25 protein-coding genes are annotated in these 24,661 nt (G+C 64.8%); 13 read left to right on the forward strand and 12 right to left on the reverse strand.

Features of this window, described 5'->3' with window-relative positions:
- Positions 1 to 10: 10 nt before the first annotated feature.
- From NLM27_RS03565 to NLM27_RS03575, 3 genes are read left to right on the forward strand one after another with little or no spacing between them, the layout of a single operon-like run.
- Positions 11 to 1,069 (forward strand): ABC transporter substrate-binding protein, encoded by a 1,059-nt coding sequence (locus tag NLM27_RS03565; RefSeq protein ID WP_254142029.1) that lies wholly within the window; start codon positions 11 to 13, stop codon positions 1,067 to 1,069.
- The gene (locus NLM27_RS03570) at positions 1,066 to 1,941 is read left to right on the forward strand and encodes an ABC transporter ATP-binding protein (protein WP_254142030.1); all 876 of its coding nucleotides are present in this window, start codon (positions 1,066 to 1,068) and stop codon (positions 1,939 to 1,941) included. Before NLM27_RS03565 ends, NLM27_RS03570 begins: the two co-directional genes overlap by 4 nt.
- Complete coding sequence (locus NLM27_RS03575; protein ID WP_254142031.1) at positions 1,934 to 2,800, forward strand: ABC transporter permease; 867 nt, start codon at positions 1,934 to 1,936, stop codon at positions 2,798 to 2,800. The genes NLM27_RS03570 and NLM27_RS03575 overlap by 8 nt, the downstream gene beginning before the upstream one ends.
- Here NLM27_RS03575 and epsC read toward each other — a convergent pair.
- From epsC to NLM27_RS03605, 6 genes are read right to left on the reverse strand one after another with little or no spacing between them, the layout of a single operon-like run.
- Positions 2,797 to 3,741, reverse strand: a complete 945-nt coding sequence (gene epsC / locus NLM27_RS03580; protein ID WP_254142032.1) for a serine O-acetyltransferase EpsC — start codon at positions 3,739 to 3,741, stop codon at positions 2,797 to 2,799. The two genes, NLM27_RS03575 and epsC, sit on opposite strands and share 4 nt — an antisense overlap.
- A gap of 6 nt (positions 3,742 to 3,747) precedes the next feature.
- Entirely contained in the window at positions 3,748 to 4,320 is a 573-nt protein-coding gene (locus tag NLM27_RS03585; protein ID WP_254142033.1) for a flavin reductase family protein, read from the reverse strand.
- Between the two features lie 42 nt (positions 4,321 to 4,362).
- Positions 4,363 to 5,595 carry an acyl-CoA dehydrogenase family protein gene (locus NLM27_RS03590; protein WP_254142034.1) on the reverse strand — a complete coding sequence of 411 codons (1,233 nt, stop codon included), beginning with the start codon at positions 5,593 to 5,595 and terminating at the stop codon, positions 4,363 to 4,365.
- 22 nt (positions 5,596 to 5,617) lie between these two features.
- Positions 5,618 to 6,622, reverse strand: coding sequence for an NrtA/SsuA/CpmA family ABC transporter substrate-binding protein (locus NLM27_RS03595; RefSeq protein WP_254142035.1), 1,005 nt, complete (start codon positions 6,620 to 6,622; stop codon positions 5,618 to 5,620).
- A 17-nt stretch (positions 6,623 to 6,639) separates the two neighbouring features.
- Positions 6,640 to 7,368, reverse strand: a complete 729-nt coding sequence (locus tag NLM27_RS03600) for an ABC transporter ATP-binding protein (RefSeq protein WP_254142036.1) — start codon at positions 7,366 to 7,368, stop codon at positions 6,640 to 6,642.
- Positions 7,365 to 8,168 carry an ABC transporter permease subunit gene (locus tag NLM27_RS03605; protein WP_254148741.1) on the reverse strand — a complete coding sequence of 268 codons (804 nt, stop codon included), beginning with the start codon at positions 8,166 to 8,168 and terminating at the stop codon, positions 7,365 to 7,367. Before NLM27_RS03605 ends, NLM27_RS03600 begins: the two co-directional genes overlap by 4 nt.
- A 334-nt stretch (positions 8,169 to 8,502) precedes the next feature.
- On the opposite strand from NLM27_RS03605, the gene NLM27_RS03610 reads away from it, so the two are divergent.
- Complete coding sequence (locus NLM27_RS03610) at positions 8,503 to 9,594, forward strand: LLM class flavin-dependent oxidoreductase (RefSeq protein WP_254142037.1); 1,092 nt, start codon at positions 8,503 to 8,505, stop codon at positions 9,592 to 9,594.
- 1 nt (position 9,595) lies between these two features.
- Here the strand turns inward: NLM27_RS03610 and NLM27_RS03615 are convergent, their stop codons facing one another.
- From NLM27_RS03615 to NLM27_RS03625, 3 genes are all read right to left on the reverse strand, one after another.
- Positions 9,596 to 10,936 carry an LLM class flavin-dependent oxidoreductase gene (locus tag NLM27_RS03615; RefSeq protein WP_254142038.1) on the reverse strand — a complete coding sequence of 447 codons (1,341 nt, stop codon included), beginning with the start codon at positions 10,934 to 10,936 and terminating at the stop codon, positions 9,596 to 9,598.
- A 60-nt stretch (positions 10,937 to 10,996) separates the two neighbouring features.
- Positions 10,997 to 11,962, reverse strand: a complete 966-nt coding sequence (locus NLM27_RS03620) for an aliphatic sulfonate ABC transporter substrate-binding protein (RefSeq protein ID WP_375142226.1) — start codon at positions 11,960 to 11,962, stop codon at positions 10,997 to 10,999.
- Positions 11,963 to 12,147: 185 nt separating this feature from the next.
- Positions 12,148 to 13,554 carry an LLM class flavin-dependent oxidoreductase gene (locus NLM27_RS03625; RefSeq protein WP_254142039.1) on the reverse strand — a complete coding sequence of 469 codons (1,407 nt, stop codon included), beginning with the start codon at positions 13,552 to 13,554 and terminating at the stop codon, positions 12,148 to 12,150.
- Between the two features lie 254 nt (positions 13,555 to 13,808).
- On the opposite strand from NLM27_RS03625, the gene NLM27_RS03630 reads away from it, so the two are divergent.
- Genes NLM27_RS03630 through NLM27_RS03660 form a run of 7 tightly spaced genes read left to right on the forward strand, consistent with a single transcriptional unit; the run spans position 13,809 to position 19,413 of the window.
- Positions 13,809 to 15,128 (forward strand): O-acetylhomoserine aminocarboxypropyltransferase/cysteine synthase family protein, encoded by a 1,320-nt coding sequence (locus NLM27_RS03630; RefSeq protein ID WP_254142040.1) that lies wholly within the window; start codon positions 13,809 to 13,811, stop codon positions 15,126 to 15,128.
- A 36-nt stretch (positions 15,129 to 15,164) separates the two neighbouring features.
- A complete protein-coding gene (locus NLM27_RS03635; protein ID WP_254142041.1) occupies positions 15,165 to 15,962 on the forward strand; it encodes a MetQ/NlpA family ABC transporter substrate-binding protein in 798 nt (265 codons plus the stop codon).
- 29 nt (positions 15,963 to 15,991) lie between these two features.
- Complete coding sequence (locus NLM27_RS03640) at positions 15,992 to 16,243, forward strand: hypothetical protein (RefSeq protein WP_254142042.1); 252 nt, start codon at positions 15,992 to 15,994, stop codon at positions 16,241 to 16,243.
- 42 nt (positions 16,244 to 16,285) lie between these two features.
- Entirely contained in the window at positions 16,286 to 17,068 is a 783-nt protein-coding gene (locus NLM27_RS03645; protein ID WP_254142043.1) for a MetQ/NlpA family ABC transporter substrate-binding protein, read from the forward strand.
- A gap of 24 nt (positions 17,069 to 17,092) precedes the next feature.
- Positions 17,093 to 18,721, forward strand: coding sequence for an FAD-dependent oxidoreductase (locus tag NLM27_RS03650; protein ID WP_254142044.1), 1,629 nt, complete (start codon positions 17,093 to 17,095; stop codon positions 18,719 to 18,721).
- Entirely contained in the window at positions 18,718 to 19,038 is a 321-nt protein-coding gene (locus NLM27_RS03655) for a ferredoxin family protein (protein WP_254142045.1), read from the forward strand. Before NLM27_RS03650 ends, NLM27_RS03655 begins: the two co-directional genes overlap by 4 nt.
- Positions 19,039 to 19,065: 27 nt before the next feature.
- The gene (locus tag NLM27_RS03660) at positions 19,066 to 19,413 is read left to right on the forward strand and encodes a DUF3088 domain-containing protein (protein ID WP_254142046.1); all 348 of its coding nucleotides are present in this window, start codon (positions 19,066 to 19,068) and stop codon (positions 19,411 to 19,413) included.
- Positions 19,414 to 19,440: 27 nt separating this feature from the next.
- On the opposite strand, the gene NLM27_RS03665 is transcribed toward NLM27_RS03660, so the two are convergent.
- Genes NLM27_RS03665 through NLM27_RS03675 form a run of 3 tightly spaced genes read right to left on the reverse strand, consistent with a single transcriptional unit; the run spans position 19,441 to position 22,082 of the window.
- A complete protein-coding gene (locus tag NLM27_RS03665) occupies positions 19,441 to 20,265 on the reverse strand; it encodes an ABC transporter permease (RefSeq protein WP_254142047.1) in 825 nt (274 codons plus the stop codon).
- Positions 20,258 to 21,073 (reverse strand): ABC transporter ATP-binding protein, encoded by an 816-nt coding sequence (locus tag NLM27_RS03670; RefSeq protein WP_254142048.1) that lies wholly within the window; start codon positions 21,071 to 21,073, stop codon positions 20,258 to 20,260. Before NLM27_RS03670 ends, NLM27_RS03665 begins: the two co-directional genes overlap by 8 nt.
- A 1-nt stretch (position 21,074) precedes the next feature.
- Positions 21,075 to 22,082: an ABC transporter substrate-binding protein gene (locus NLM27_RS03675; protein WP_254142049.1), complete on the reverse strand. Its 1,008-nt coding sequence runs from the start codon at positions 22,080 to 22,082 to the stop codon at positions 21,075 to 21,077.
- Positions 22,083 to 22,585: 503 nt separating this feature from the next.
- Between NLM27_RS03675 and NLM27_RS03680 the strand changes: the two genes are divergently transcribed.
- Complete coding sequence (locus NLM27_RS03680) at positions 22,586 to 24,190, forward strand: FAD-dependent oxidoreductase (protein ID WP_254142050.1); 1,605 nt, start codon at positions 22,586 to 22,588, stop codon at positions 24,188 to 24,190.
- A complete protein-coding gene (locus NLM27_RS03685; RefSeq protein ID WP_254142051.1) occupies positions 24,187 to 24,567 on the forward strand; it encodes a ferredoxin family protein in 381 nt (126 codons plus the stop codon). The genes NLM27_RS03680 and NLM27_RS03685 overlap by 4 nt, the downstream gene beginning before the upstream one ends.
- Positions 24,568 to 24,661 lie beyond the last annotated feature (94 nt).

The following is a 24,661-nucleotide window of genomic DNA, read 5'->3' on the forward strand; positions in this document are numbered from 1 at the left end:
AGTGAACACGATGAGAATTGCTATCTCCGCACTGCGCCGTTTGGTTGCCGGCCTGCGCGCAAGAGGCCGGCAACTCGGGCTCGCCGCCCTCGGCCTGACCGGCCTCGTCGGCAGCGCCATGGCCGAGACGCAGCTCGAGAAGACCGAGATCCGCTACCAGGGCTGGGCCGGCCAGGTCACGTTCATCGAGCTCGCCGACGACCTCGGCTATCTGGCTCCGCTCAAGCTCAAATGGATCGGGAACACCATCAGCGGTCCGCAGGACATTCAGACCGTCGTCACCGGAGACATCGACATCGGCGGTGCATTCTATGGTGCGATCATCAAGCTGATCGCGGCCAAGGCCCCGATCAAGGCGGTGGTCGGCTACTACGGCTCGGACGACAACACCTACAACGGCTATTACGTGAAGGAGGACAGCCCGATCAAATCCGCGCGGGATCTGATCGGCAAGAAGGTCGCCGTCAACACGCTCGGTGCGCATCTCGAATTCGTGCTGCGCGAATATCTGGCCCGCAACGGCCTGACGCCGGCGGAAGCAAAACAGGTGACGCTGGTCGCGATCCCGCCGGTCACGGGCGAGCAGGCGTTGCGGCAGGGTCAGGTCGAGGTCAGCACGCTCAACGGCGTGCTGCGCGACAAGGCGCTGGAACGCGGCGGCATCCGCAGGCTGTTTGCGGATACCGACATCTTCGGCAACTTCACCGGCGGCTCCTATGTGCTGCGGGACAAGTTCATCAAGGAAAACCCCAATACCTCGCGCAAGCTGGTCGAAGGCATCTCCCGCGCCATCGCCTGGGCGCAGACGACGCCGCCGGAAGAGGTTCGGGCCCGCTTCGAGCGCGTCATTGCCGAGCGGAAGCGAAACGAGGACGCAACGCCCATCAAATACTGGAAGAGCACCGGTGTTGCGACCAAGGGCGGCGTGATCGGCGATGCCGAGCTCCAGGTCTGGGTCGACTGGCTGGTGAAGGACGGTCTCCTGAAGCAGGACCAGTTCAAGCCGTCCGATCTCTACACCAACGAGCTCAACTATTTCCGTCCCGGCAAGACCGCGGAGGCCAAATGACCCCGGCCAAGATCCGCTTTGAGCACGTGCGCAAGGAGTTCCTGGTCCGCGGCAAGGATGGTGGACCGACGGAGCGCTTTACCGCGCTGGACGACATCACGCTGGACGTTCGTGCCGGCGAATTCCTGGCGTTGGTCGGGCCGAGCGGTTGCGGCAAGTCGACCCTGCTGGACCTGCTCGGCGGGCTGACGACGCCGAGCAGCGGGCGCATTATCCTCGACGGCAAGCCTATCGAGGGGCCGGCGCGCGACCGCGGCATCGTGTTTCAGCAATATGCGCTGTTTCCCTGGCGCACGGCCGCGCAGAACGTCGAGTTCGGGCTCGACATTGCCGGCTTGAGAGCGAGGGAGCGGTGGGAGAGGGCACTGTATTACCTCGACCTGGTCGGACTGTCTGGCTTCGCCGACCGCTATCCGCACGAGCTCTCCGGCGGCATGAAGCAGCGGGTCGCGATCGCCCGCAGCCTCGCTTATGACCCCGAGGTTCTGCTGATGGACGAGCCGTTCGCGGCCCTCGATGCGCAGACGCGGGAGACGCTGCAAGGCGAGGTGCTGCGAATCTGGCGCAGTACCGGAAAGACCATCCTGTTCATCACGCACGGCATCGACGAAGCCGTCGTCCTTGGCCAGCGCGTTGCTGTCATGACCTCGCGCCCCGGCCGTATCAAGCAGGTCGTCGATATTCCCGACGAGCTGCACAGCGAGACCGAAGATGTCCGCTCGCTGCCTCGGTTCGGGCAGGTCAGGCACGAGGTGTGGTCCTTGTTGCGCGACGAGGTGCTGAAGGCGCAAGGGTCGCAAGCGCTGGGATCGCAAGTGCGCGCACCGGACGGCGAGCGCGGCGCAAAGGCGAAGGAGCCGGCTCATGTCTAATCTGGAGATACTGACGCTGCTGGAGCTGGCCGAGGGGAGCCCGAAAGACCGGGCCAGGCAACGCGCCGGCACGCTGGCCGCAGCCACGGGCGGCGTCGCACGATGGTTCGGCGCCATCGGGCAGAAATCCCTGCTACTGCTGTTGTTTCTCGCCCTCTGGGAGACGGCGCCGCGTCTCGGTCTGATCGACCAGACGTTTCTGCCGCCGTTCTCCGAGGTGGTCGCCGCGGGCTGGCAGCTCGCGCAGACCGGCGAGCTCTATGACGACGTCGGCGCCAGCCTGCTGCGCGCGCTGAGTGGCTTCCTGATCGCCATTGCCCTGTTCGTGCCGTTGGGTGTGCTGATGGGATCGTATGCGCGGCTCGGCGATCTCCTCAACCAGATCATCGAAATCGCGCGCAACACGGCGCCGCTTGCGCTGCTGCCGGTCTTCATCCTGCTGCTGGGAATCGGCGAGCTCTCGAAGGTCTCGATGGTGATCTACAGCTGCGCCTGGCCGCTGCTGCTCAATACGATCGCGGCCGTCCGCCAGGTCGATCCGCTGCTGGTCAAGTCGGCACGGACGATGGGCGCGACGCCAAGCCAGCTGTTCCGGAAGGTGATCCTGCCGGCGTCGCTGCCGACGATCTTCGTCGGCATTCGGCTGGCGAGCGCATCCGCGATGCTGGTGCTGGTGGCCTCCGAAATGGTCGGCGCGAAATCCGGCCTCGGCTATCTCATCATCAACAGCCAGTACAGCTTCCTGATCCCACAGATGTATTTTGGCATCCTTGGCATCACCGTGATCGGCCTCGTCTTCAACGCCATACTCGAGGCGCTGGAACGCCGCCTGGTGCGCTGGAAGGCCCCGGCGACCTAACCCTGTTTGTTGCGGGCGGTGGCCTGCGTCACGATGCTGTTCGGCGGCACGTCTTGGGTCACCCAGACGTTGCCGCCGATGGTTGAGCCCCGGCCGATCGTGATTCGGCCGAGAATGGTGGCGCCGGCATAGATCACGACATCGTCCTCGACGATCGGATGCCGCGCGTCGCCCTTGATCAGATGGCCGTCGTCATCTGTCGGAAAGTGCCGGGCGCCGAGCGTCACGGCCTGATAGATCCGGACGTTGTCGCCAATGATGGCGGTCTCGCCGATGACGACACCGGTGCCATGATCGATGAAGAAGCCTGAGCCGACGCTGGCGCCGGGATGAATGTCGATGCCGGTCCTTGTGTGCGCGATCTCCGCGACCAGGCGGGCGATCAGACGGGCGCCGAGCTGATGGAGAATGTGGGCAAGGCGATGGTGGATGATCGCGGTCATGCCGGGATAGCCGATCAGGATCTCCGGAAAGTTCCTGGCGGCGGGGTCGCCGACGAAGGCGGCGCGGAGGTCGCTGATGATCAGTCCGCGCACGTCGGCAAGCTGTGAGGCGAAGCTGCGCGTCAGCCCGATCGCGTCCTCGCGCTGGAAGCCGGGTACGAGCTCGTCCCCGATGAAGAGCGCAGCGCGGTGAACCTGGTCGCACAGGCCGTCGAGCGCGATGCTGAGCCGGTTGCCGACGAAATAGTCGATGTTCTCGCCATCGAGATCGAACTGGCCGTAGTGGCGCGGGAACAGCGCTTCGGTGAGACCGTCCAAGATCGTCTGGAGCGCCTCGCGCGAGGGCGCGCGGCGGGCCTCACCGTCCCTGCGGATACTGTGGGTCTCCTCGCGAGAGACACGGAGCGCGGCGACGAGCTGGTCAAGCTGCCAGCGCTTCTGCGGCGGGTTATCGGGTTCGCGATCGTCGGAGGGGTTGCGAGGCAGCTCGTGCTTCATGCTGTCTCACCTGACATGCGCCAGGGGAATGCTGATCTCGGCGAGCAGATCGAGATCGAAATCATGCTTGATCTCGATGTACTGGCCGTTCCAGTACACCAGCCCGGAGAGGTGGGGCGACAGCTCGAAGCTCAAAAGACTGCCGACGATAATTCCGTGGGAATAGCGCTCGATGATCTCTTCGACCCGGCATTCGACGGTTGCGAGCGAGTTTCCAAGGAGCGGCACGCCTGAGGTCCCGGCAGACCAGGCAATGCCCTCGAAGCGCTCTGGTCCCTTGAGGCGGCCGTTGCTGAAACGGTCCGCCAGATCCTGCTGGTCAGAGCCGAGGATATTCACGCCGAACGTCCCGAAGCGCTCGATCAGCGCGAAGGACGACGCCTGGCGGTTGACGCTGACCAGCACGCGCGGCGGGCTCGCGCTCAGCGAGGTCAGGGACGTCACCGTCATTCCCGTGATGTCGTCGTCGCGACCGGCGGTGATGATGCTGACGCCGCCGGCGAGGCGGCGCATGACCCCGCGGAACTGCCGTTCGATCTCGTTGCTGTCAGTGACGAGATGGATGTCGGATCTTCCCATATCCGTTCCTCCGTGGGTCAGACTCTCGCGCGCCGGCATGTCCTAGAAGAAGCCCTTTGCCGGCAACGGCGTGCCATTGATCTCGTGTTCGCCAATCGAACGCGCCTTGTAGGTGGTCGGATTGTGCGAGGAGAGCGTTCGCGCATTGCGCCAGTGACGGTCGAAATTGGTGACCTTCTTGGTCGCCGAGGCGCCGCCGACGTCGAACAACAGGCTGCCGCCGCGGATCGCGAAATCGTCGGCGATGATCTTGGCCTTGGCAGAGAGCAGCGCGGCGGTGTGCGCGGCCTCCGTGGCGTTTGACGCGCCGGCGTCGAATGCGTCGGTCGCGACGTCCAGCGCTTCGGCGGCGGCAAGCACGACCGTCTCGGCAGCAAAGGCGCCGCTGGCGATCTGGCCGACCGTCTGCTGCAGAAGCGGATCATCGGTCGGGATTTCGGTCGGGGCATAGTAGAACGTGCGCTTGCGCGAACGCACCAGCGCGGAGGCGTCGCGCAACGTCGCCCGCGCGATGCCCGCGACGATCGCGGTCAGGAAGAGCTGGGCGAACGTGTTGGAATAGGGGACGCCATAACCGCCGTCGGGCGTGTCGAATACGACTTCCTGCCGCTTGACCCTGACGTTGCGGAAATAGGTCGTGCCGGTGGCCGTGAGCCGCTGCCCGAGGCCGTCCCAATCGTCGACCAGCTCGATGCCCTCGCGCTTGATCGGAACGAGCGTCGCACCGGTTGAACCGGACGGATCGGCGGCGCGGACCAGGACGTAATCCGAGTACAGCGTGCCGGTGCTGTAATATTTGGTGCCGTTCAGCAGGTAATCGCCGTTCCCGTCGGGCGTGAAGGTCGTGCCAGGCGTCACATTGCCGACGCGCGGGCTTTCGAGCTCGGTGGTGGCGAGCCCAATGATCGCGCCTTCGGCGACCGCCTTCTGCCAGGCGCGGCTCTGCTCGTCCTTGGGCGTGCGCAGCAGCCGCTCAACCACGCTGAAATGGTTGCGCAGGATATGGGCCACGTTGGCATCGGCCTCGCCGAGGCGGATGACGAAGGCGAAGAGGGCGCGGATGGTGCTGCCGGCACCGCCCGCGGCCACGGGCAGCCGCAAGGCGCCGAGGTGGGCGCTGCGAATGAGGTCGATGACCTCGAAGGGCAGCACGCGGTCGCGTTCGCGCGCACTCGCACCCTCGGCGATCTGGTTGAGCAGCGCCTCCAGCTCCGGCGAGCCGGTCTTGAGCGGCTCGGATGTCGTCAAGGAGGGGGCAGAAACGGTCTTGTTCATGATTGGCCTACTGGTCACGTTCTCAGAGCTGGGCGAGATGGTCGGTCACCTTGACCGGCTCGGGCAAAACCTTGCGGGCGACGAGCCAGTCGGCGGCCTTCTGCAACTCGCTGATGAAGCGCTCGTCGTTGACGGCGAAGTAGCGGTACTGTCGCTTCAGCGCGATGAACTGGTCGCGGACCTCATCGCTGTACTTGCCCACCTTCTGGGCGATGTACTCGGCGTCCTTGCCGTTCTCAGAGATCCACTTCCCTTCGGCACGGAACGCATCGTTCACGGCGCGGACGAGAGCAGGATTGTCGGTCGCGAATTTGCGGGTGGTGAGGTAGGACGTGTAGTCGATCTGGAAGTCGAGGTCGCGGCCCTCCAGGAAGAGGTCGTGCGCCTTGTATTCGAGGCGAGCGATATCGACGCCGGGGCTCCACATCGACCAGGCGTCGACCTTGCCGGAGGCAAGCGCCGGCGCGGCATCCGGCGGATTGAGATAGACGAACTTGACCGCGGAGCGGTCGACCTTGTGCTTCTCGAGCGCGGCGACCAGCAGGAATTCGCCGAGGCCAGAACGGTTGACCGCGACCGATTTTCCGACGAGGTCCTCGATCTTGTCGATGCCGGAGCCGTCCTTGGCGATGATGGCCGTGGTGCGGGGCTCGTAGACCACGAACTGGGTGAACACCAGCGGTGAGCCGGCGATGATCGCGGCCAGCGCCGGGGTGGTGCTGCCGCCGAAGCTGAAATCGGCGCTGCCGCCGGTGACGGCCTGCAGGGTCGGCGCATGGTTCGGGAACGGGCCGAGCCATTCGACCTTGATGCCGTCCTTGGCCAGCACCTTCTCGAACTCGCCGCGCTCCTTGGCGATCAGGTTGAGGCCGCTCAGTCCCCAGGTCAGGCGGACCGTGTCGGTGGTGCGGCCAGTCGCGGCCTCGGCGAAATCACCGATGTTCAGGCCGGCAAGCGCGCCGACGCCGAAGGCCGCGGTGCCGAGGAAGCTGCGCCGGGACGGCTTGGCGATAGGAGAGTCGGACATAAGGGCCTTCCGGTGAATTAGTGGGAGGATTGAGAATTCACGCCGAGCTCGCCGAGGAGCTCGCTACGCGAAATGGGTGTCGAGCTGCCGCGTGCGACGCGGTGCTCGTAAGCAATGGCGCCGTTCCGCATCACGAGGATGCGGTCGGCCAAAGCAATGGCTTCGTCGACGTCGTGGGTGACGAGCAGCACGCCCGGCTGATGATTGGCGACGAGCTCGCGGACGAGCTCATGCATGCGGATGCGGGTGAGCGCGTCCAGCGCGGCAAAGGGCTCGTCGAGGAGCAGAAGCTCGGGCTGCTGCACCAGCGCGCGGGCCAGAGCGACACGCTGGGCCTGTCCGCCGGAGAGGTTGCGCGGCCAGTCGTCGAGACGGTCGCCGAGGCCGACCTCGGTCAGCGCTTCTGCGGCACGTTCGCGTGCGTCCGGCGTCTGCAAGCCAAGCGCGACGTTGCGCCAGAGGCTGTCCCAGGGCAAAAGCCGGTGCTCCTGGAACACCACGGCCGGCCGGCGCGGTGCCACGATGCGACCGCCCTGAATGGCATCGAGACCCGCAAGTGCGCGCAGCAAGGTGGTCTTGCCGCAACCGCTCTCGCCTAGCAGCGCGACGAACTCGCCCCGCTCGATGCGCAGGTTCAGCCTTTCGATGACCACGCGATTGCCGTAGCTGCGCAGGAGGTTGCTGACGACAACGGCCGGCCCGGTCTCGAATGAGGCGGGTGACAGCGATGCGACATGGGTGTTCATCGCGCCGCTCCGTAATTCGGATGCCAGGCCAGCAGGCGCCGTTCGAGGAAACGCGCAATCCCATCAGCTGCAACGCCGATCAGCGCATAGATCACGATGGTCAGCACGATCACGTCAGTGCGCAGGAATTCACGCGCGTCCATCGCGAGAAAGCCGATGCCCGACTGCGCGCCGATCGTTTCCGCCACGACCAGCGCGAGCCACGCCGTCGCCAGCGCATAGCGGACCCCGGTCAGGATCGACGGCAACGCTCCGGGCAGGATGATCCGGCGGATCAGCTGAATGGCGTTCAGGCCCTGCACGCGGCCGAGCTCGAGCAGCTTGGGGTCCACCTGTCGAATGCCGAGCACGGTATTGATGTAGATCGGGAAGGTGACGCCAAGTGCGACAAGGAAGATCTTTTGGGTTTCGCCGACGCCGAGCCAGACGATGACCAGGGGCAGGACCGCGAGGAACGGAATGGCCCGGATCATCTGGACGCTGCGATCGATTGCTGCTTCCGCGATCCTGGAGAATCCGACGAGAATACCGAGCGTCGCACCGACCGCTGTGCCGATCACAAATCCCGACGCTGCGCGCAGCAGGCTGACGCCGAGATCGTTCAGGAGCGTTCCGGTGGTCGCGAGCTTGAATGCAGTCCGGATCACCTTGCTGGGCGCGGGAAGCACGTGTGGCGAGAGAAGTCCCGCCTGCGCCAGCCACTCCCAGATCACGACCAGCACAACGGGGGCGAGCCATGACAGCAGCTGGAGGCCGCGCGCGCCGAGCTTGCTTTTCGCCGAAGCCGGCGCGCGTGCGATTTCACTGCTGCGCGACGACGGTCCACCCTCCGCGCCAATCGCGGTGCGGTCGATGTCGCTCAGTTCGATATTGCTCAAGACGCGAGACCTCGTTTCACGCACTGCATTCGATGCAGGCCGTGTGACGCCAATGACTTGTTGTCCCAATAAAATGTCCCACGAAATCGGGCCGACAGAAATAGAGCGGTATTTCAATTGTCATCCGCTCCGGAGTGATCTGCTGTCGTCGTGGCGCGGATGCGCGACAAAGAAAATCTTTTGCTGTCCGTCTGCTTGATCTTGCGTCAGGCATTGGCGACAACGCGCGAGATCAGGGCATTCACGGGAGAGCATGATGACGACCGCACCGCTTCGCTTCGGCATCTGGGCGCTGGTGCACGGGCCCCGTGCTGCGCATCAGGATCCGGAGGAGCCCTATGATGCCTCCTGGGAGCGCAATCGGGATCTGATCCTTGCAGCCGAGGAGCTCGGCTACGACTCGACATTGATCGCGCAGCACACGATCAATCCTCACCAGGAAGATCTCGACCAGCTCGAAGCCTGGAGCGCCGCGGCCGCGGTTGCGGCGCTGACCAAGCGGATCGAGATCATCGCCGCCATCAAGCCGTATCTCTATCATCCCGTGGTGCTGGCCAAGCTGGCGCTGGGGATCGAGAACATCAGCCGCGGCCGCTTTGCGATCAATCTGGTCAATGCCTGGAACCGGCCCGAGCTGGAAAAGGCCGGGATCGGCTTTCCCGAGCACGATGCGCGCTATGCCTATGGCAAGGAGTGGATCTCCGTGGTGTCCCGCTTGATGGAGGGCGAGCGCCTCAATTTCAGCGGCGATCATTTCAGCGTCTCGGACTATGCGCTGCGGCCGACCAGCCTCTATCGCAAGCGTCCTGCCGTCTATGTCGGAGGGGAATCCGAGCCGGCGCGCGATCTGGTCGCCGGCCACGGCGACGTCTGGTTCATCAACGGCCAGCCGCTCGACGATGTCGCCGGCCTGATCGCCGACGTCGCGGCCCGTCCGCGCGGTTCGGCGCCACCCTTGCGTTTCGGTCTGTCCGCCTTTGTCGTCGCACGTGAAACCCGGGAAGAGGCGCAGGCCGCCCATGATCGGCTGCTCAGCCTTGCCGCAAAGGATGCGCCGATGAAGGCGATCCAGAAACAGAATACGGATCCGAAGGTCGTGATGATGCAGACCATGCAGAAGACGCCGCGGGTCGGCAGCAACGGCGGCACGGCCGCCGGGCTGGTCGGCAGTTACGACGAGGTCGCGACGCGCATCGAGGCGTTCCATACTGCTGGCATCGAACTCTTCATGCTGCAATTCCAGCCCTTCGAGGCCGAGATGCAGCGCTTCGCGGAGGAGATCATCCCCCGCGTCCGGGCCAGACAATCGGATGGGCCGTCCGAGAGGATCGCCCGGTCGCTGGGGTAACTCAGGCCGACGCGACTTCCGGCGCTCGTTTCGCAAAACGGCTCGCCGGCCGCGGCAGAGCAAAATGGTCACGCAGCGTCGTGCCGGTGTACTCGGTGCGGAACAGGCCGCGCTTCTGCAGGATCGGCACAACGGTGTCGACGAAGGTCTCGAGCCCCGTCGGCAGAACATCCGGCATCAGGTTGAAGCCGTCCGCGGCGCCTGCCTTGAACCAGGCCTCGATATCGTCTGCAATCTGCTCCGGCGTGCCCACGATGATGCGATGGCCGACGCCGCCGCCGAGCGCGCGGATCAATTGGCGGACGGTGAGGTTGCCGCGCCGGGCGATGTTCACGGTGCCCTGGAACATGGTGTGATTGGCGTTCGCCGGAAGCGGCAGCGGATCGGGAAGCGGCTTGTCGAGATCGAGCAAAGCAGGGTCGATCTGAAGCGTGCCGGCGAGCCGCGCCAGGCTGTATTCGATCGGGACCAGCTCCCAGAGCTCATCCTGCCGCCGCTTCGCCTCGGCCTCGGTGCTGCCGATGACTGTGGCAAGTCCGGGCAGGGTGACGATGGAATCGCCGGAACGCCCGTAAGCCGCCGCACGTGTGCGCAGATCGCGCGCATAGGCAACGCCTTCCTCGATCGACTGTGCCAGCGTGAACACCGCTTCCGCATAAGCCGCCGCAAAATCGCGTCCGTCGTTGGAGCCGCCGGCCTGCACCGTAACCGGCCGTCCCTGCGGCGAGCGCGGGACGTTCAGCGGTCCGGCCACCGAATAATGCGGGCCGCGGTGGGCGATCGGATGCACTTTCGACGTATCGACGAACCGCGCGCTCGCCTTGTCGCCGACGAAGGCGTCGTCCTCCCAGCTATCGAACAGCGCGTGGACGATTTCCGTGAATTCCTTGGCGCGCTCGTAGCGGGCCTTATGCTCCACTGCACCCGTGAGGCCGAAATTGCGGCTTGATGCGGCATCCGCGGTCGTCACCGCGTTCCATCCCGAACGGCCGCCGCTGGCGTGGTCGAGCGTCACGAAGCGGCGCGCGATGTTGTAGGGCTCGTTGTAGGTCGTCGACACCGTCCCGATCAGCCCTACATGCGTTGTTGCGGCGGCGACCGTGGCCAGAATGATGGTCGGCTCCAGCGAAGTGAACGACCGGTAGTCGATGCGATCGTTCACGGCTGGGGAATCCGCGAGAAAGATCGCGTCGAGCTTGCCGCGCTCGGCAATCTGCGCCACCCGCACATAATGGCCGAGATCGAAGAAGGCGCGCGGATCACTCTCCGGTAGTCGCCAGGCCGATGGATAGACGCCGGAGTGGAGCAGGTTGACGTTCAGGTGCAGTTGACGTGGCGGCATGGGGATTCCAGAGGTCAGCGTGTTGTCCGATCACGGTGCGCAGCAGGACGGGCAACCCGATCAGGATCCCTTCGGCGACCAGATCTTGAGGGTCGTGGTGTCGATCTTCACGGGGATCAGGCCTTCGGCGTGGAACGCATCGGCAATGCGCTGCTGCTCGGACAGGCCCGGGCCGGTGACCGCGCCCACTTGATAGGAGCGGTGGCTGTTGGCCTCCTCGACGGTTGCCGCGTCGATACCCCAGAGCCCGGCGAGCAATGTGGCAGCTTCCTTCGGCTGCGCCTTCACCCATTTTCCGGTCGCGGAGAGCTTCGCAAAGATCACGTTGAGCACCTCGGCATGCTTGTCCGCATAAGCGGCGGAGGCGAGGTAATAGCGCTTGTAGCTCGCAAAGCCATTGCTGCCATCGGACAGGATCTTGCCTTTGGTCTGGTGCAGTGCGCTGGTCAGGAACGGATCCCAGGCGACCCATGCATCCACATTGTTGCTGACGAAGGCCGCGCGGCCGTCCGCCGGCGTCAGATAGGCGGGCGTGATGTCCTTGAAGCTGAGCCCGGATTTCGCCAGTGCTGCGAGCAGCAGATAGTGGCTGCCCGCGCCCTTGGTCACGGCAACCTTCTTGCCTTTGAGTTCAGCGACGGTCTTGATGGCCGAAGATTCCGGAATCACGATCGCCTGTGCCGCCGGCGAGGCGGCTTCCTCCGCGATATAGGCGAGCTTGGCGCCGGCCGCCTGCGCGAAGATCGGCACCGTGTCGGCGACGTCGGCGCCGAAATCGATGCTCCCGATATTGATGGCCTCCAGCAACGGCAAGCCGCTGGTGAATTCGTGCCATGAGACCGTGATTCCGAGTGGCTTCAACGCCTTTTCGAGCTCACCGTTCGTTTTCAGGATCGCCGTCAGCGTCGAGGATTTTTGATAGCCGATGCGGATCTCCTCGGACATCGCAGGCCGAACGGCCGCCATGACAAAGAGGCTGAGCGCGGCCGCGGCGAGGATCCGCAGGCGGGACGTGAGATGAGGCATGAAGAATTGTCCTGAAGCTGAGCCGCTTTCGGCGGCGCGTTGTCACGGCAGCAAGCCCGCAATGTGCCGGTAAACGAGCTCGCCTTGCAATTTCAAGGTATGGTTCGCCAGGGAACGAACATTCTCCGGCTGGTTTCAATGCGAGAACGGGATTTCCCTTGCGGTAAAGCGCGCCGGCAGCGGCGCTATTCGGCGGCGTCGGAATGGAACGAACTCTTTGACGGCAACCGCCGAAAACCCGCGCCGGGATGTGTCGCGTGGAGCCGCGGGCCACGTCCCGGAAACAGCTTTTCGCGCAGCGTGCCGTCGCGGTAGGCGGTCTTGTACACGCCGCGCGATTGCAGCTCCGGCACCACGAGGTCGACGAAAGCGTTCAGCGATTCCGGCGCCACCAGGCGGAACAGGTTGAAGCCGTCGACGTCGGTCTGGTCGGCCCAGTCGATCAGCTCGTCGGCGACGTCCTGCGGCGAGCCGACCACGAAGGGCGACCGCGCGCCGGCACGGCTCAATCGGGCGAGATCGCCGACATTGACCGGGCGGTCGCTTCGTATTGTGAAATTCTCGACCATCGACTGGATGGCGTTGCTCTCGACATATTCGATCGGCTGGTCGGGCCGATAGGTCGAGAAGTCGATGCCGGTCCAGCCCGACAACAAGGCGAGCTGGCCGGTCTGGTCGACATGCCGCGCGTAGTCCTCGAGCAGATCGTTCGCTTCGGCCCGTGTCGGCGCCACGATCACGGTCGCGCCGGCGAACAGGCGGATGTCGTAGGGATCGCGACCAAGGGCCTTGGCGGCCTCCCGAATCTCGCGGACGGCGCGGGCGAGGATCGACTTGGTCTGGCCGTTGAGAAAGATCGCTTCCGAATGCTGGGCGGCGAAGGCACGGCCGCGCTTTGAGGCGCCTGCCTGGTAGAGCAGCGGCGTCCGCTGCGGCGAGGGCTCGGCCAGATGGATGCCGTCGACCTTGAAGTAGGGACCGTCATGCAGCACCCGATGAAGCTTTGCGGGATCGGTAAAGATGCCGCTGCCGCGATCGCGGCGAACCGCGTCGTCCTCCCAGCTTCCCTCCCACAGCTTGTAGGCGGCGGTGAGAAAATCTTCGGCCGCGTCATAACGATCGTCATGCGCGCGGCCGGCCGGAAGGCCCATGCCGCGTGCGCCGCTGTCGAGATAGCCGGTGACGATGTTCCAGCCGATCCTGCCCCTGGTGAGATGGTCGAGTGTCGAGAACGTGCGTGCGAGCTGGTAGGGATGCTCGAAAGTCAGGTTCGAGGTGATACCGAAGCCGAGATGTTTTGTGACGAGCGCCATGGCGGATACGAGTAGCGTCGGATCCGCGTTGGGAAGCTGGACCGCATGCCGCGCGGCCGCCTCGGCATTTCCGCCATAGACGTCGTACACGCCGAACACGTCCGCGAGAAAAATGCCGTCGAGCAGTCCGCGCTCCGCGGTTCTGGCGTAGCCGGTCCAATAATCGAGCGTGTTGTAGTCGATCGACGCATCGCGCGGATGCGACCACAGGCCTGCCCAATTGTGGCTGGGCGCGGTCATGTTGAAGGCGTTGAAGCGCAGCTCGCGCGGTCGCGTCATGGTCTGGCCCGATCGTTCATCGCAAAGCCGATCCGCTGTGCGTGATCATTTTTAACACTTTGCGCCAGCGAGTTTGTTTCCAATTCGGCGAACGCGCGGAAACAAACGCGTTGCGAGGCCACGATGATGCAGCACGCGCATCGCTATTTTCCTGAAGCGCTCGACAGCCGCAGAATCCGACCGCATCATTTTCGTCGACAAGCACCGCTTGCCGCGCAGCGTGCGCGCTCTCGAGACAGACAAGGGAATTGCAGATGGCGTTGGAGACCCGGAACTTCGAGACGCTCGCGTTGCATGGTGGTTCGTATCGTACCGACCCCGCTACGGGTGCGGTGGCGGTTCCGATCTATCAGACTACGTCGTTCCAGTTCGAGAACACCGACCACGCCTCGCGCCTGTTCGCGCTCGAGCAACTCGGGCCGATCTACACCCGCATCGGCAACCCGACCCAGCAGGCTTTTGAGGACAGGTTGGCTGCGCTCGAGGGCGGGGCGGCCGCCCTCGCGGTTGCCTCGGGACAGACGGCGTCCGCATTCGCGATCTTCAACATCGCGCAGGCCGGCGACAATATCGTGTCGTCGACGGACCTCTACGGCGGCACCTGGACGCTGCTGTCGCAGACCCTGAAGCAATTCGGCATCGAGGTGCGCTTCGTCGATCCCTCCGATCCCGAAAACTTCCGCCGCGCCACCGACGCGAAGACGCGAGCCTATTTCGGCGAGACGCTGCCGAATCCCAAGCTCAACGTATTTCCCATCAGGGAAGTTGCCGACATCGGCCGCTCGCTGGGCGTACCGCTGATCCTCGATAACACGGCTTCGCCGCTGATCGCGCGGCCGTTCGAGCATGGCGCTGCCGTGGTGGTTTATTCGACCACGAAGTATATCGGCGGCCATGGCACCGCGATCGGCGGCGCCATCGTCGACGGCGGCAATTTCGACTGGGCCGCACATGCGGATCGCTTTCCGCTGCTGAACAAGCCTGACGAGGCCTATCACGGCGCGATCTGGACCGAGGCCGCGAAGCCGCTCGGCCCGATCGCCTACATCCTGCGCGCCCGCGTCAAACTGCTGCGCGACCTCGGCGCATCGATCGCGCCGCAGAACGCCTTCCAGTTCATCCAGGGTCTCGAGACGCTGCCGCTGCGCATCCGCCAGCACAACGAGAATGCGGTGAAGGTCGCGAACTTCCTCGCCAAGCATCCGTCGGTGTCGAACGTGATCTTCCCCGGCCTGCAGACCGGAGAGAACCGGCGCAGGGCCGATGCCTATCTGAAGGGCGGCTTCGGCGGGCTGGTCGGCTTCGAGCTGACGGGGGGCGTCGAAGCCGGCCGGCGGTTCATCGACGCGCTGAAACTGTTCTATCACGTCGCCAATATCGGCGATGCTCGTTCGCTCGCCATTCATCCGGCATCGACGACGCATCAGCAGCTTACTCCGGCCGAGCAGCTCGCAGCCGGCGTGACCCCCGGCTACGTCCGCCTGTCGGTCGGCATCGAGCATCCCGACGACATCCTGGCCGATCTCGGCCAGGCGTTGGCGCAGGCCGACGCGGGCGCGCGCAAGGCCGCGTGAGGCCTTTCACCTGAATTGAAACGGGAATTTGAGACAATGAAGATCCTTCGCCGTACCGCCCAGGCCGCCGGTCTCTGGCTTGCATTCACGGCCGCCGCGTTCGCCGGCGAGCCGCTGAAGATCGCGACCAGCGCCGGCCCTGTCGGGCAATTGGCGTCCTTTGCCGCCAAGCTCGCCAAGGACAAGGGGCAGGACGTCAAGATCGTCGAGCTGTCGGACTGGGTGGCGTTGAACGAAGTCGTGAACAGTGGCGAGGTCGATGCAAATCTGTTCCAGCATGCCACCTATCTGGCGCTACAGAACAAGCAGCGCGGCTTCAACCTGGTGCAGGCCGACAAGGTCGGCGTGATCGCGCCGGTCGGCCTGTTCTCGAAGAAGATCAAGACGCTCGACGAGATCAAGTCGGGCGACAGCGTCGCCATCCCGAACGAGCCGCTCAACGGCGCGCGCGGGCTGATCCTGCTGGAGCGGGCCGGGCTGATCAAGCTTGCGCCGGGCAAGGGCTTCTCGGTCAGCAAGTTCGATATCGCGGAGAACCCGAAGAACCTCAAGATCGTCGAGCTCGACCCCGCGCAGACCTATCGCTCGCTCGACGACGTGACGCTTGCACTGGTCAACATCACCTATCTCATTCCCGCCGGCGGCGATCCCAAGTCTGCGCTGATCATCGATCGCACCGTCGACGAAGGCCTTGTGCTGCGCTTCACGGCCCGTCCCGACAAGAAGGACGATCCGCGCCTGAAGGCGTTCATCCAGGTGTTCAACTCGCCCGAAGTGAAGCAATTCATCGAGGAGAAGCTGCCGGCATTCATCCCGGCGGGATTCAGCAGCTAGGACAGCGTGCTGCACAAGGACATGACGCCATGATCTATGTCGTTGACGTCAACCGGATGAGCTTTGCTTTCGTGGCCGGAAGCGAGAGGCATGCTGCGGAGATCGCGGGTTCGCCGGGTTTTGTGCAGGCGCTGGACCGGTTCTTCCTCAAGCAGCGAGGTGCCATGGCTTCGAGCCATCGTCCGCGTGCCGCGACGGTTCAGGAACTTGCTCTCTTCCACGACATGTCTTCCGAATTCGCGGAGCCCACGGCGGACGTCCTGGTCGCCCGCGTCGGCTAGACCTCGAAACAGATGATCGCTCAAAGAAGGAGATCGCAGACTATGAGACGTAGCTTGCTTCTCGTGATGGCCGCCCTTGCCCTGTTCGCCGCCCCGGCCTCCGCGGATCAGAAGATCAAGGTCGGGATATCGGGCGGCGATGCCGAAATCGTCTGGGTCAAGGTGAAGGAGATCGCCGCCAAGGACGGCCTCGATGTTCAGGTTGTCGTCTTCAACGACTATCTGCTGCCCAATGCCGCGCTGGATGTCGGCGATCTCGATGCGAATGCCTTCCAGCACAAGCCGTTCCTGGACAATCAGATCAAGGCGAGGGGATACAAGATCGTCGCGGTCGGCGAGACCATCGTGGCCCCGATCGGCCTTTATTCCAGGAAGGCGAAATCGGTCGCCGAGATCAAGGACGGCGCGTCCATCGGAATCCCGAACGACCCGTCGAACGGCGGACGCGCATTGCGGCTGCTTCAGGCCGAAAAGCTGATCGAGCTCAAGGATGGTGTGGGAATCCTGCCGACCACACTCGACGTGACCGGAAATCCAAAGAAGCTCAAGATCCGCGAAATCGACGCCGCCCAGTTGCCGCGCAGCCTCGACGATGTCGATGCCGCGATCATCAACACGAACTACGCTGTTCCGTCCGGCCTCATCCCGGGCAAGGATTCCATCGCGATCGAGTCCCCGGTCAACAATCCCTACAACAATTTCATCGCCGTTCGCGAGAAGGACAAGGATGCCCCCTGGGTCGCGAAGCTGGTGCATGCCTATCAGAACGACACGATCCGCCAGATCATCAAGGACAAGCTGCCGGGCCAGATCCCCGCGTTCTGAACAGCCTCAATCGGGAGACTAGCGATGACGATTCCATCCAGCCGTGCCGAAAGGCTGTCGAGTTCAGCAGGATCGGTCGTGTTCGACGCCGATGTGCTGGTGCTCGGTGGCGGTCCCGCGGGCACATGGGCCGCGATCAGCGCCGCGGAGCACGGCGCACGCGTCGTGCTCGCCGACAAGGGCTTTTGCGGCACCTCCGGTGCGACGGCGGCGGCCGGCACCGGTGTGTGGTATGTCGACCCCGCGCCCGAACGCCGCGAAGCCGCGATGGCCAGCCGCGAGAAGCTCGGTGGCCATCTCCAGGATCGCCGCTGGATGGCGCGGGTGCTGGACCGGACCTACGCCCAGAGCAACCAGCTTGCCGATTGGGGCTATCCGTATCCCGTCGATGAGGACGGCAAGCCGCAGCGGAACTCGCTGCAGGGGCCGGAATACATGCGGCTGATGCGCAAGCGGACGAAGCAGGCCGGCGTGACGATCCTGGATCACTCTCCGGCGCTTGAACTGCTTGTGGACGGCAGCGGCGTCGTTGCGGGCGCTACCGGTCTGCGACGGCAGAAAGGCGATCGTTGGACGGTCAATGCGAAGGCGGTGGTGATTGCCACCGGCGGGTGCGCCTTCCTCAGCAAGACGCTCGGGTCGAACGTGCTGACCGGCGACGGCTATCTGCTGGCCGCCGAAGCCGGGGCGGAATTCACCAGCATGGAATTCTCCAACGCCTATGCGATCTCGCCGGCGTTCGGATCGGTGACCAAGACCCTGTTCTACAGCTGGGCGAGCTTCACCGATGAGCAGGGCAGCGTCATTCCGGGAGCCTCGTCGAAAGGCGGGCGCTCGGTGATTGCACGGGCGCTACGCAAGGGGGCGGTCTACGCTCAGCTCGACGAGGCCGATGCCGAGACGCAGAAGCACATGCGGGTATCGCAGCCGAATTTCTTCCTCCCGTTCGACCGCACCGGCATCGATCCCTTCACGCAGCGCTTCCCCATCACGCTGCGCCTCGAGGGCACGGTCCGCGGCACGGGGGGCTTGCGGATCCTCGACGACAGTTGCGCGACCACGGTTCCTGGCCTCTATGCGGCAGGCGATGCCGCGACGCGCGAGCTGATCTGCGGCGGCTTCACCGGGGGCGGCAGCCACAATGCCGCCTGGGCGATGTCTTCAGGGTATTGGGCCGGCCAAGGCGCCGCCGAGTTTGCGCAACAGCTAGGCGTCACCGTCGGGCGTCAGGTGTTCCGACGCGGCACTGTCGGTTTGCGCTCCCGCAGCGGGCGGCCCTTGCAAGGCGGCGCGCTCGCCCAGAGCATTCAGGGCGAGGTGTTTCCCTATGAGCTGAATTACTTCCGCGAGGCCGGACGATTGGGTCAGTCGCTCAGCCGGCTGGATGCATTGTGGTCCGATGCGTCGGTTGCCGATGCGCCGGGCGAGCAGGAGCTGTTGCGGGCGCGCGAGGCCGCCGCCATGCTCGCGACCGCGCGCTGGATGTACCGCAGCGCGCTGGCGCGTCAGGAGAGCCGGGGAATGCATCGCCGCGACGATTATCCCGAGCAGGACGACCGCTATCTCCACTATGTGACGACGGGAGGCCTCGACGAGGTCTGGACCTCGGCGCGGCCGCTGCCTTCCCTCCAATATGCCGAGGCCGCCGAATGATCGAGGTCATCGATGCAGAGCGGTGCACGGCTTGCGACATCTGCGTCAACGTGTGCCCGACCAACGTCTTCGACAAGACCGACGGCATTCCCCGGATCGCGCGTCAGGGCGATTGCCAGACCTGCTTCCTGTGCGAGCTCTACTGCCCTGAGGACGCGCTCTTCGTCTCGCCGTTCGCCGACACCCCGCAACAGCTCGACGTCGTGGCGTTGAAGGAGGCCGAAGTGCTGGGCAGTTATCGGCGTGCGGTGGGATGGACCGACGAGAGCCGGCACCTGCGCGATGCAGATCGGAGCTACCGGCTGTTCGGCCATTGAAGATCATGTCGTGTCGTGGAGTGCGCCATGAGTGGAGACCGCCTGTTCCTGTTGAAGCCGGGATTTGAAGACCCCGAGCACCCGGGCCGCTTCTTCGTCTGCCCGCACTCCAATGCGATCGAGGGATTGCTGGGGTCGTTTCCCGGACTAGCAACGCAGATCGAGGTGCACCGTCTGCCATTCGCGCGTCCGCGAACGGCGATCGTCGAGCTCCTGGGCGAGCAGCATCAATCGCTTCCGGTTCTGGTCTTCGATGACAGCCAGCCGGTGCCTGACGATGCCGGCATCGCCAACGGCCGGCGCTTCGTCGATGCGCCGGAACGGATATTGCGGTATCTGGCCGACCGGTATGCGTTTCCGCATGTTCACCACTAGGACTGATCGGAAGCGGCCAGCCACACCCTAGGTTTGAACCTGGCCCCAGCGTTGAACGGTGATCCGTGTCAGGCTCCGAAAGATCACGCCTTCCACGAGCAGACCGATCAGGATCACCGTGAGCAGTCCGGCAAATACACTCGCGGTCTCCAGTTGCGCGCGGCTGGTGTAGATGAACCAGCCAATTCCGCCGGAGCGGGCACTGACGCCGAAGACCAGCTCAGCCGCGATCAGCGTGCGCCAGGCGAACGCCCAGCCGATCCGCAGGCCCGACAGGATCTGGGGAAAGGCTGCGGGCACCAGGATCTCCGCGACGAACCGTCCACCTGACAGGCCCAGATTGCGGCCGGCCATCCGCAGGGTCGGCGGCACCGCGAGAAAACCGCCGTAGCAGGCGAGGGCCACCGGCCACAGCACCGAGTGCACAATGACGAAGATGAGGCTCGGCGTTCCCACACCGAACCACAGCAGCGCGATGGGCAGCAGCGCGATCGCCGGAAGCGGATTGAACATCGACGTCAGCAAGCCAAGGGCCTCATTGCCCCAGCGCGACAAGGCGGCGAGAGTCGTTAGCACCGCCGCGACGGCAACGCCCAGCGCGTAGCCGGTGATCAAAACCCGGAGCGAGGTCAACGCGCGGTTCGGCAGTTCGCCCGACAGGATTGCAGACCACAGCGCCGACAGCGTTGCGCCCAGGGTCGGCAGCAAGAGCGCGTTGTCGAGCCAGCGCGCATAGAGCTCCCAGGCCAGCGCAAAGCCGGCGAGGATCACGACGCGCCGCCAGGGCGTGCCGTCGAGCGCGCGCCGCAGTGCTGACGAGCGCACGAGCTTTGGTGCGGCGATGTCAGACATGCTCGCTTTCCGGGGCAGAGAATACGGTCTCCTGGATCTGCCGTTCCAGCTCGGCGAAACCAGCGGTGCCGCGAGCCCGAGCGGCCAGCGGAACATCGAATGTGGCGGCCAGCCGTCCGGGATGCGGCGTCAGGGCCAGGATACGGGTCCCGACGCGGATCGCCTCATCGATGCCATGGGTCACGAACAAGGCGGTATTCCCCGTTTCCTCGCACAGCCTCAGCAATTCGTCCTGCATCTGCCGCCGCGTCAGCGCGTCCAGCGCGGCGAAGGGCTCGTCCATCAGCAGCAGAGTTGGCTCCAGCGCAAAGGCGCGCGCGATCGCCACACGCTGCTTCATTCCGCCTGAAAGCGTGTGGGGAAAGGCGTCGACGAAATTCTTCAGCCCGACGCGCTCGAGCCAACGGCGCGCAACGCCTTCTGCGTCCCGCCGCGGCATGGATTTCCCCCGCTCCAGCGCATAGCGCACGTTGCCGAGCACGGTGCGCCACGGCAGCAGCTGGTCGAATTCCTGAAACACTGTCATGCGGTCGGGGCCCGGGGCGCCGATCCGCCGGCCGGTCATGCGAAGCTCGCCGGCACTTGGCTTGAGGAAGCCGCCGACGGCGCGCAGCAGCGTGGACTTGCCGCAGCCGGACGGGCCGAGCAGCACCAGCCGTTCGCCGGCCGAGATCCTGAAGCTGACGTCCTCGACAGCCGTGAGGATACCGTCAGGCGTCGGATAGCTGATGCTGACGTGGTCGAGTTCGAGCAGCGCCGGCGGTGCGCTGTTGCCGGCAAGGGCAGTCAGTCGCGGAGCGACGTTCATGTCAGCTTCCAGGCTTCTCTCCGAGGCCGGACCAGAACAGATCCCGCCACGATGCCGGCGCCTGCTTGATCAGCCCGACCTTGGCCTCGAAATCCGCGAACTTCTGGGCGCCTTCGGGAGCCGTGGTGAAGTTGACGTCCTTGTCGCGGATGATGCCCTCGACGAAGTCGGGCGCGAGCTTCGATCCCTCCGCCTTGATGTAGAGCGCGGCGGCGTCCTTCGGATTGGCCTTGATCCATTCGTTGGCGCGGTCGAGGCCGCGGACGAAGGCTTGGATGGTCTTGGGATTGTCGTTGACGAACTTCGTGGTGGAATAGACCACGTTGAAGGTGTGGGGGCCGCCGAGCACGTCGTAGCTGTTGAGGACCTGATGCACCTTGCCGCTTGCCAGCTGCTGCTGCGAGAACGGCGGCGAGGTGAAGTGGGCGGTGATCTCCGAATGCCCTGAGAGGATCTGCGCCGTTGCATCGGGGTGGGGCATGCTGACGGTGAGTTCGTCGAGCTTGTCGTATTTGCCGAACGCCTTGTCCGCGGCCATCTGGAGCACGATCGGCTGGAAGCCGACCTTGACCGACGGAAGCGCGATCCTGTCCTTCTCGGTGAAATCCGCCAGCGTCTTGATGTTCGGATTGTTGGTGGTGAGGATATTGGCCATCGAGCCCAGCGCGGCGACGCCAATGATCTTGGCAGTGGTCCGCGTCTTGTCCCAGGTCAGAATCATCGGCGTGATGCCTGCGGTCGCGAAGTCGAGGCCGCCAGAGATGAGCGCCTCGTTCATGGCGGCAGCGCCGGAGAGCCGCAGCCATTCGATCTTCGGCGGCGCGATGCCGAGCGCCTTGGCCTCCTGCTCGATCAGGCCCTTTTCGGATGCGACGATGAGCGGAAGATAGGCGATACCGAATTGCTGGGCGATGCGAAGCTGGTCCGTCTCGGCGCGGGCAACATTTGCAGCCCCGTCCGCCATCACCAGGGCGAGCGCGGCTGCGCAAATGGACTTCGATGCAATCATTTCCGTGTCTCTCGCGTTCACGTCGGATTGGCCGGGACATGTCGTGTGTTCAGCCTTTGACAGCCACATGTCAGGAAATCTGCTGGCCGGTCCAGTGGACTGATGTCACGGCGCGATTTTCGAAAGAAACGCGCTGGACCCAGTGCCCTTGCTAGAGGTTCTGTTCTCAAATGCGCTTCAGAGGAAGAAGCGTGTTCTCGATGCGACGAAATGCGTGCCCGCTGTTCTTGTCGCGATATTCGAAATCGCCGACAGCGCAGCTCCGGAAACCGTCGTCCCATTGAGCGCGATATCCGGAGAAGGCTGTTCTACGACGAGACAGACGTCTCGTCGCTATCGGCGGTGAGGGCACGAGTCATTCGCAGCGCGCGCCGAAAAGAGTTTTGCCTTTCATTGACCTGCGGGCGGCCTCGCCCAAACATGCTGCGACAAGGTGGCGCGCTTCTGGACCCGGCATTCGTCCGGCGCTGGAATGCGGTTGCGCCATTGCCCGGAGGCGCAAGGTGGTTTCGTCATCGCTCGAAGAATTGTCGCTGACGGCTGACGTGTTGATCGTCGGCGGCGGCATGGCGGGCACCTGGGCGGCGACGTCGGCGGCGCAGGCAGGCGCCAAGGTCGTGCTGGTCGACAAAGGCTATTGCGGCACCAGCGGTGTCACGGCGGCGGCGGGCCCGGGCCATTGGTGGGTGCCGCCGGATCCTCCTGGGGCGCGCGACGCGGCGGTCGCCAACCGCGTGGCTGCCGGTCTGGGCCTTGGCGAAGCGGAGTGGATGTATCGCATCCTCGACCAGACCTGGCGCACGTTGCCGACGCTTGCGCGTTACTACAAGTTCGGCGTCGACGACGAGGGGCGCGTGAACCATCGCGCGGTACGCGGGCCGGAATATATGCGCGCCCTGCGCCAGCAGGTGCTCGGCCACGGCGTCACCGTTCTCGATCATTCGCCCGTCCTCGAGCTGCTGGCGCGTTCCGATGGATCGATCGGCGGCGCGCGCGGCCTGCGCCGGCAGGACGGCGGCCGGTCCTATCGGATCGAGGCCGGTGCCGTGATCCTCGCGGCGGGCGGGACCAGCTTTCTGTCGCACTTGCTGGGATCGCACACCAACACGGGCGACGGCTATCTGATGGCGGCGGAGGCGGGCGCGGAGATGTCCGGCATGGAATTCACCGCCGCCTACACCATCGCGCCGGCGCATTCGACGATGACGCGCAGCATGGCCTATTCATTTGCAACCTATTATGACGCCGAGGGGCGGGAGCTGGATCTGCCGTTCGGGCCGGACCAGACCATCCACCTGGCTCGCGCGCTGCAACGCGGGCCAGTTTACTGCTCGCTGCACCGTCTACCCGACGACATCAAGGCGAGACTGCATACGATCTCGCCCAACGTGCCGCTGGTATTCGACCGCTGGGGCATCGATCCCTACCGCGACCGGTTCGAGGTCACCCTGCACAATGATGGCACCATCCGCGGGATCGGTGGCGTGCGCGTGTTTGATACGGATGGTACGACGTCCGTGCCGGGATTATTCGTGGCCGGCGATAATGCATCGCGCGAAAAAGTCGCGGGCGCGATCTCCGGCGGCGGCAACGTCAATTCGGCCTGGGCGCTGTCATCAGGCGTATTCGCCGGACGCGCGGCGGCGCGTGTGGCGCGCAGCGCGGCGCGGCGGACGGAAAGGCTTCAACCGCTCGGCCGTACCGGGCTGCGTCCGGGCGGGCGACCGCAGACACTCGACGTCGCCGCCATTCGAAGCAGTGTGCGGGCAGAGATGCATCCGTTCGACAAGAACCTGTTCCGCACCGGGCCCGGACTTGCCGCGTCGTCGCGCATCCTCGAAGACCTCTGGAGCGAAGTAGCGGATCGTGGGCACGCGGGCACGATCGCCTTGCGTGAGGCTGCGTCGCTCGTGGCGACGGCGCGCTGGTCGGTGGCTACGGCGGCCGTGCGCAACGAGAGCAGGGGACTTCACCGCCGCGAGGATTTTCCTGCTCAAGATCCCGGATTGGCTGCGCGGCTGCTCAGCGGCGGATTGGAGCGCATCCAGGTTGCGCTCGACCGTCCATCCGCGGCGGCGCGGCCGGGTCAACTCGAGGCCGTGCCATGATCGAGCTCATCGTCGCTGAGCGCTGCACCGATTGCGGCGCATGCATCGAGGTCTGCCCGGCCAACGTGCTCGATCCCGGCCGCGGCGGCCCGCCCATTCTGGCGCGTGTCGAGGACTGCCAGACCTGCTTCATGTGCGAGCTCTATTGTCGCGCGGACGCGATCTACGTCGCGCCCGATTGCGGTCGCCGTGTTGCCGTCAGCGAAGCCGAAGTGCTGGCGTCCGGCCGTCTCGGCCGATACCGCAAGCACTCCGGCTGGGATGAATGGGCGGAGCAGTTTCCCAACGAGCAATGGCTAATGGAGACTGTCTTCCGTCGCGCCGGTGAGGCTGCGGCGCAAGCGAGAGCGGAACGGCCGGCCGCCGCGAAGGAATAGCCGGCCACGCGTGCGGAGACGAATTCATGTGCCTCCCCAAAGCGCGTCGTCCTGTTGTTGCAGGATGCCGGCGATCTTTGAAAAGACTATCTTG

This window comes from Bradyrhizobium sp. CCGB12 (assembly GCF_024199845.1).
GTDB lineage: Bacteria > Pseudomonadota > Alphaproteobacteria > Rhizobiales > Xanthobacteraceae > Bradyrhizobium.

What these genes read in the sequence shown, in the direction of transcription:
- NLM27_RS03565 (WP_254142029.1), top strand. Translation starts at nt 11, where the DNA reads ATGAGAATTGCTATCTCCGCACTGCGCCGTTTGGTTGCCGGCCTGCGC.
- NLM27_RS03570 (WP_254142030.1), top strand. Translation starts at nt 1,066, where the DNA reads ATGACCCCGGCCAAGATCCGCTTTGAGCACGTGCGCAAGGAGTTCCTG.
- NLM27_RS03575 (WP_254142031.1), top strand. Translation starts at nt 1,934, where the DNA reads ATGTCTAATCTGGAGATACTGACGCTGCTGGAGCTGGCCGAGGGGAGC.
- epsC (WP_254142032.1), bottom strand. Translation starts at nt 3,741, where the DNA reads ATGAAGCACGAGCTGCCTCGCAACCCCTCCGACGATCGCGAACCCGAT.
- NLM27_RS03585 (WP_254142033.1), bottom strand. Translation starts at nt 4,320, where the DNA reads ATGGGAAGATCCGACATCCATCTCGTCACTGACAGCAACGAGATCGAA.
- NLM27_RS03590 (WP_254142034.1), bottom strand. Translation starts at nt 5,595, where the DNA reads ATGAACAAGACCGTTTCTGCCCCCTCCTTGACGACATCCGAGCCGCTC.
- NLM27_RS03595 (WP_254142035.1), bottom strand. Translation starts at nt 6,622, where the DNA reads ATGTCCGACTCTCCTATCGCCAAGCCGTCCCGGCGCAGCTTCCTCGGC.
- NLM27_RS03600 (WP_254142036.1), bottom strand. Translation starts at nt 7,368, where the DNA reads ATGAACACCCATGTCGCATCGCTGTCACCCGCCTCATTCGAGACCGGG.
- NLM27_RS03610 (WP_254142037.1), top strand. Translation starts at nt 8,503, where the DNA reads ATGACGACCGCACCGCTTCGCTTCGGCATCTGGGCGCTGGTGCACGGG.
- NLM27_RS03615 (WP_254142038.1), bottom strand. Translation starts at nt 10,936, where the DNA reads ATGCCGCCACGTCAACTGCACCTGAACGTCAACCTGCTCCACTCCGGC.
- NLM27_RS03620 (WP_375142226.1), bottom strand. Translation starts at nt 11,962, where the DNA reads ATGCCTCATCTCACGTCCCGCCTGCGGATCCTCGCCGCGGCCGCGCTC.
- NLM27_RS03625 (WP_254142039.1), bottom strand. Translation starts at nt 13,554, where the DNA reads ATGACGCGACCGCGCGAGCTGCGCTTCAACGCCTTCAACATGACCGCG.
- NLM27_RS03630 (WP_254142040.1), top strand. Translation starts at nt 13,809, where the DNA reads ATGGCGTTGGAGACCCGGAACTTCGAGACGCTCGCGTTGCATGGTGGT.
- NLM27_RS03635 (WP_254142041.1), top strand. Translation starts at nt 15,165, where the DNA reads ATGAAGATCCTTCGCCGTACCGCCCAGGCCGCCGGTCTCTGGCTTGCA.
- NLM27_RS03640 (WP_254142042.1), top strand. Translation starts at nt 15,992, where the DNA reads ATGATCTATGTCGTTGACGTCAACCGGATGAGCTTTGCTTTCGTGGCC.
- NLM27_RS03645 (WP_254142043.1), top strand. Translation starts at nt 16,286, where the DNA reads ATGAGACGTAGCTTGCTTCTCGTGATGGCCGCCCTTGCCCTGTTCGCC.
- NLM27_RS03650 (WP_254142044.1), top strand. Translation starts at nt 17,093, where the DNA reads ATGACGATTCCATCCAGCCGTGCCGAAAGGCTGTCGAGTTCAGCAGGA.
- NLM27_RS03655 (WP_254142045.1), top strand. Translation starts at nt 18,718, where the DNA reads ATGATCGAGGTCATCGATGCAGAGCGGTGCACGGCTTGCGACATCTGC.
- NLM27_RS03660 (WP_254142046.1), top strand. Translation starts at nt 19,066, where the DNA reads ATGAGTGGAGACCGCCTGTTCCTGTTGAAGCCGGGATTTGAAGACCCC.
- NLM27_RS03665 (WP_254142047.1), bottom strand. Translation starts at nt 20,265, where the DNA reads ATGTCTGACATCGCCGCACCAAAGCTCGTGCGCTCGTCAGCACTGCGG.
- NLM27_RS03670 (WP_254142048.1), bottom strand. Translation starts at nt 21,073, where the DNA reads ATGAACGTCGCTCCGCGACTGACTGCCCTTGCCGGCAACAGCGCACCG.
- NLM27_RS03675 (WP_254142049.1), bottom strand. Translation starts at nt 22,082, where the DNA reads ATGATTGCATCGAAGTCCATTTGCGCAGCCGCGCTCGCCCTGGTGATG.
- NLM27_RS03685 (WP_254142051.1), top strand. Translation starts at nt 24,187, where the DNA reads ATGATCGAGCTCATCGTCGCTGAGCGCTGCACCGATTGCGGCGCATGC.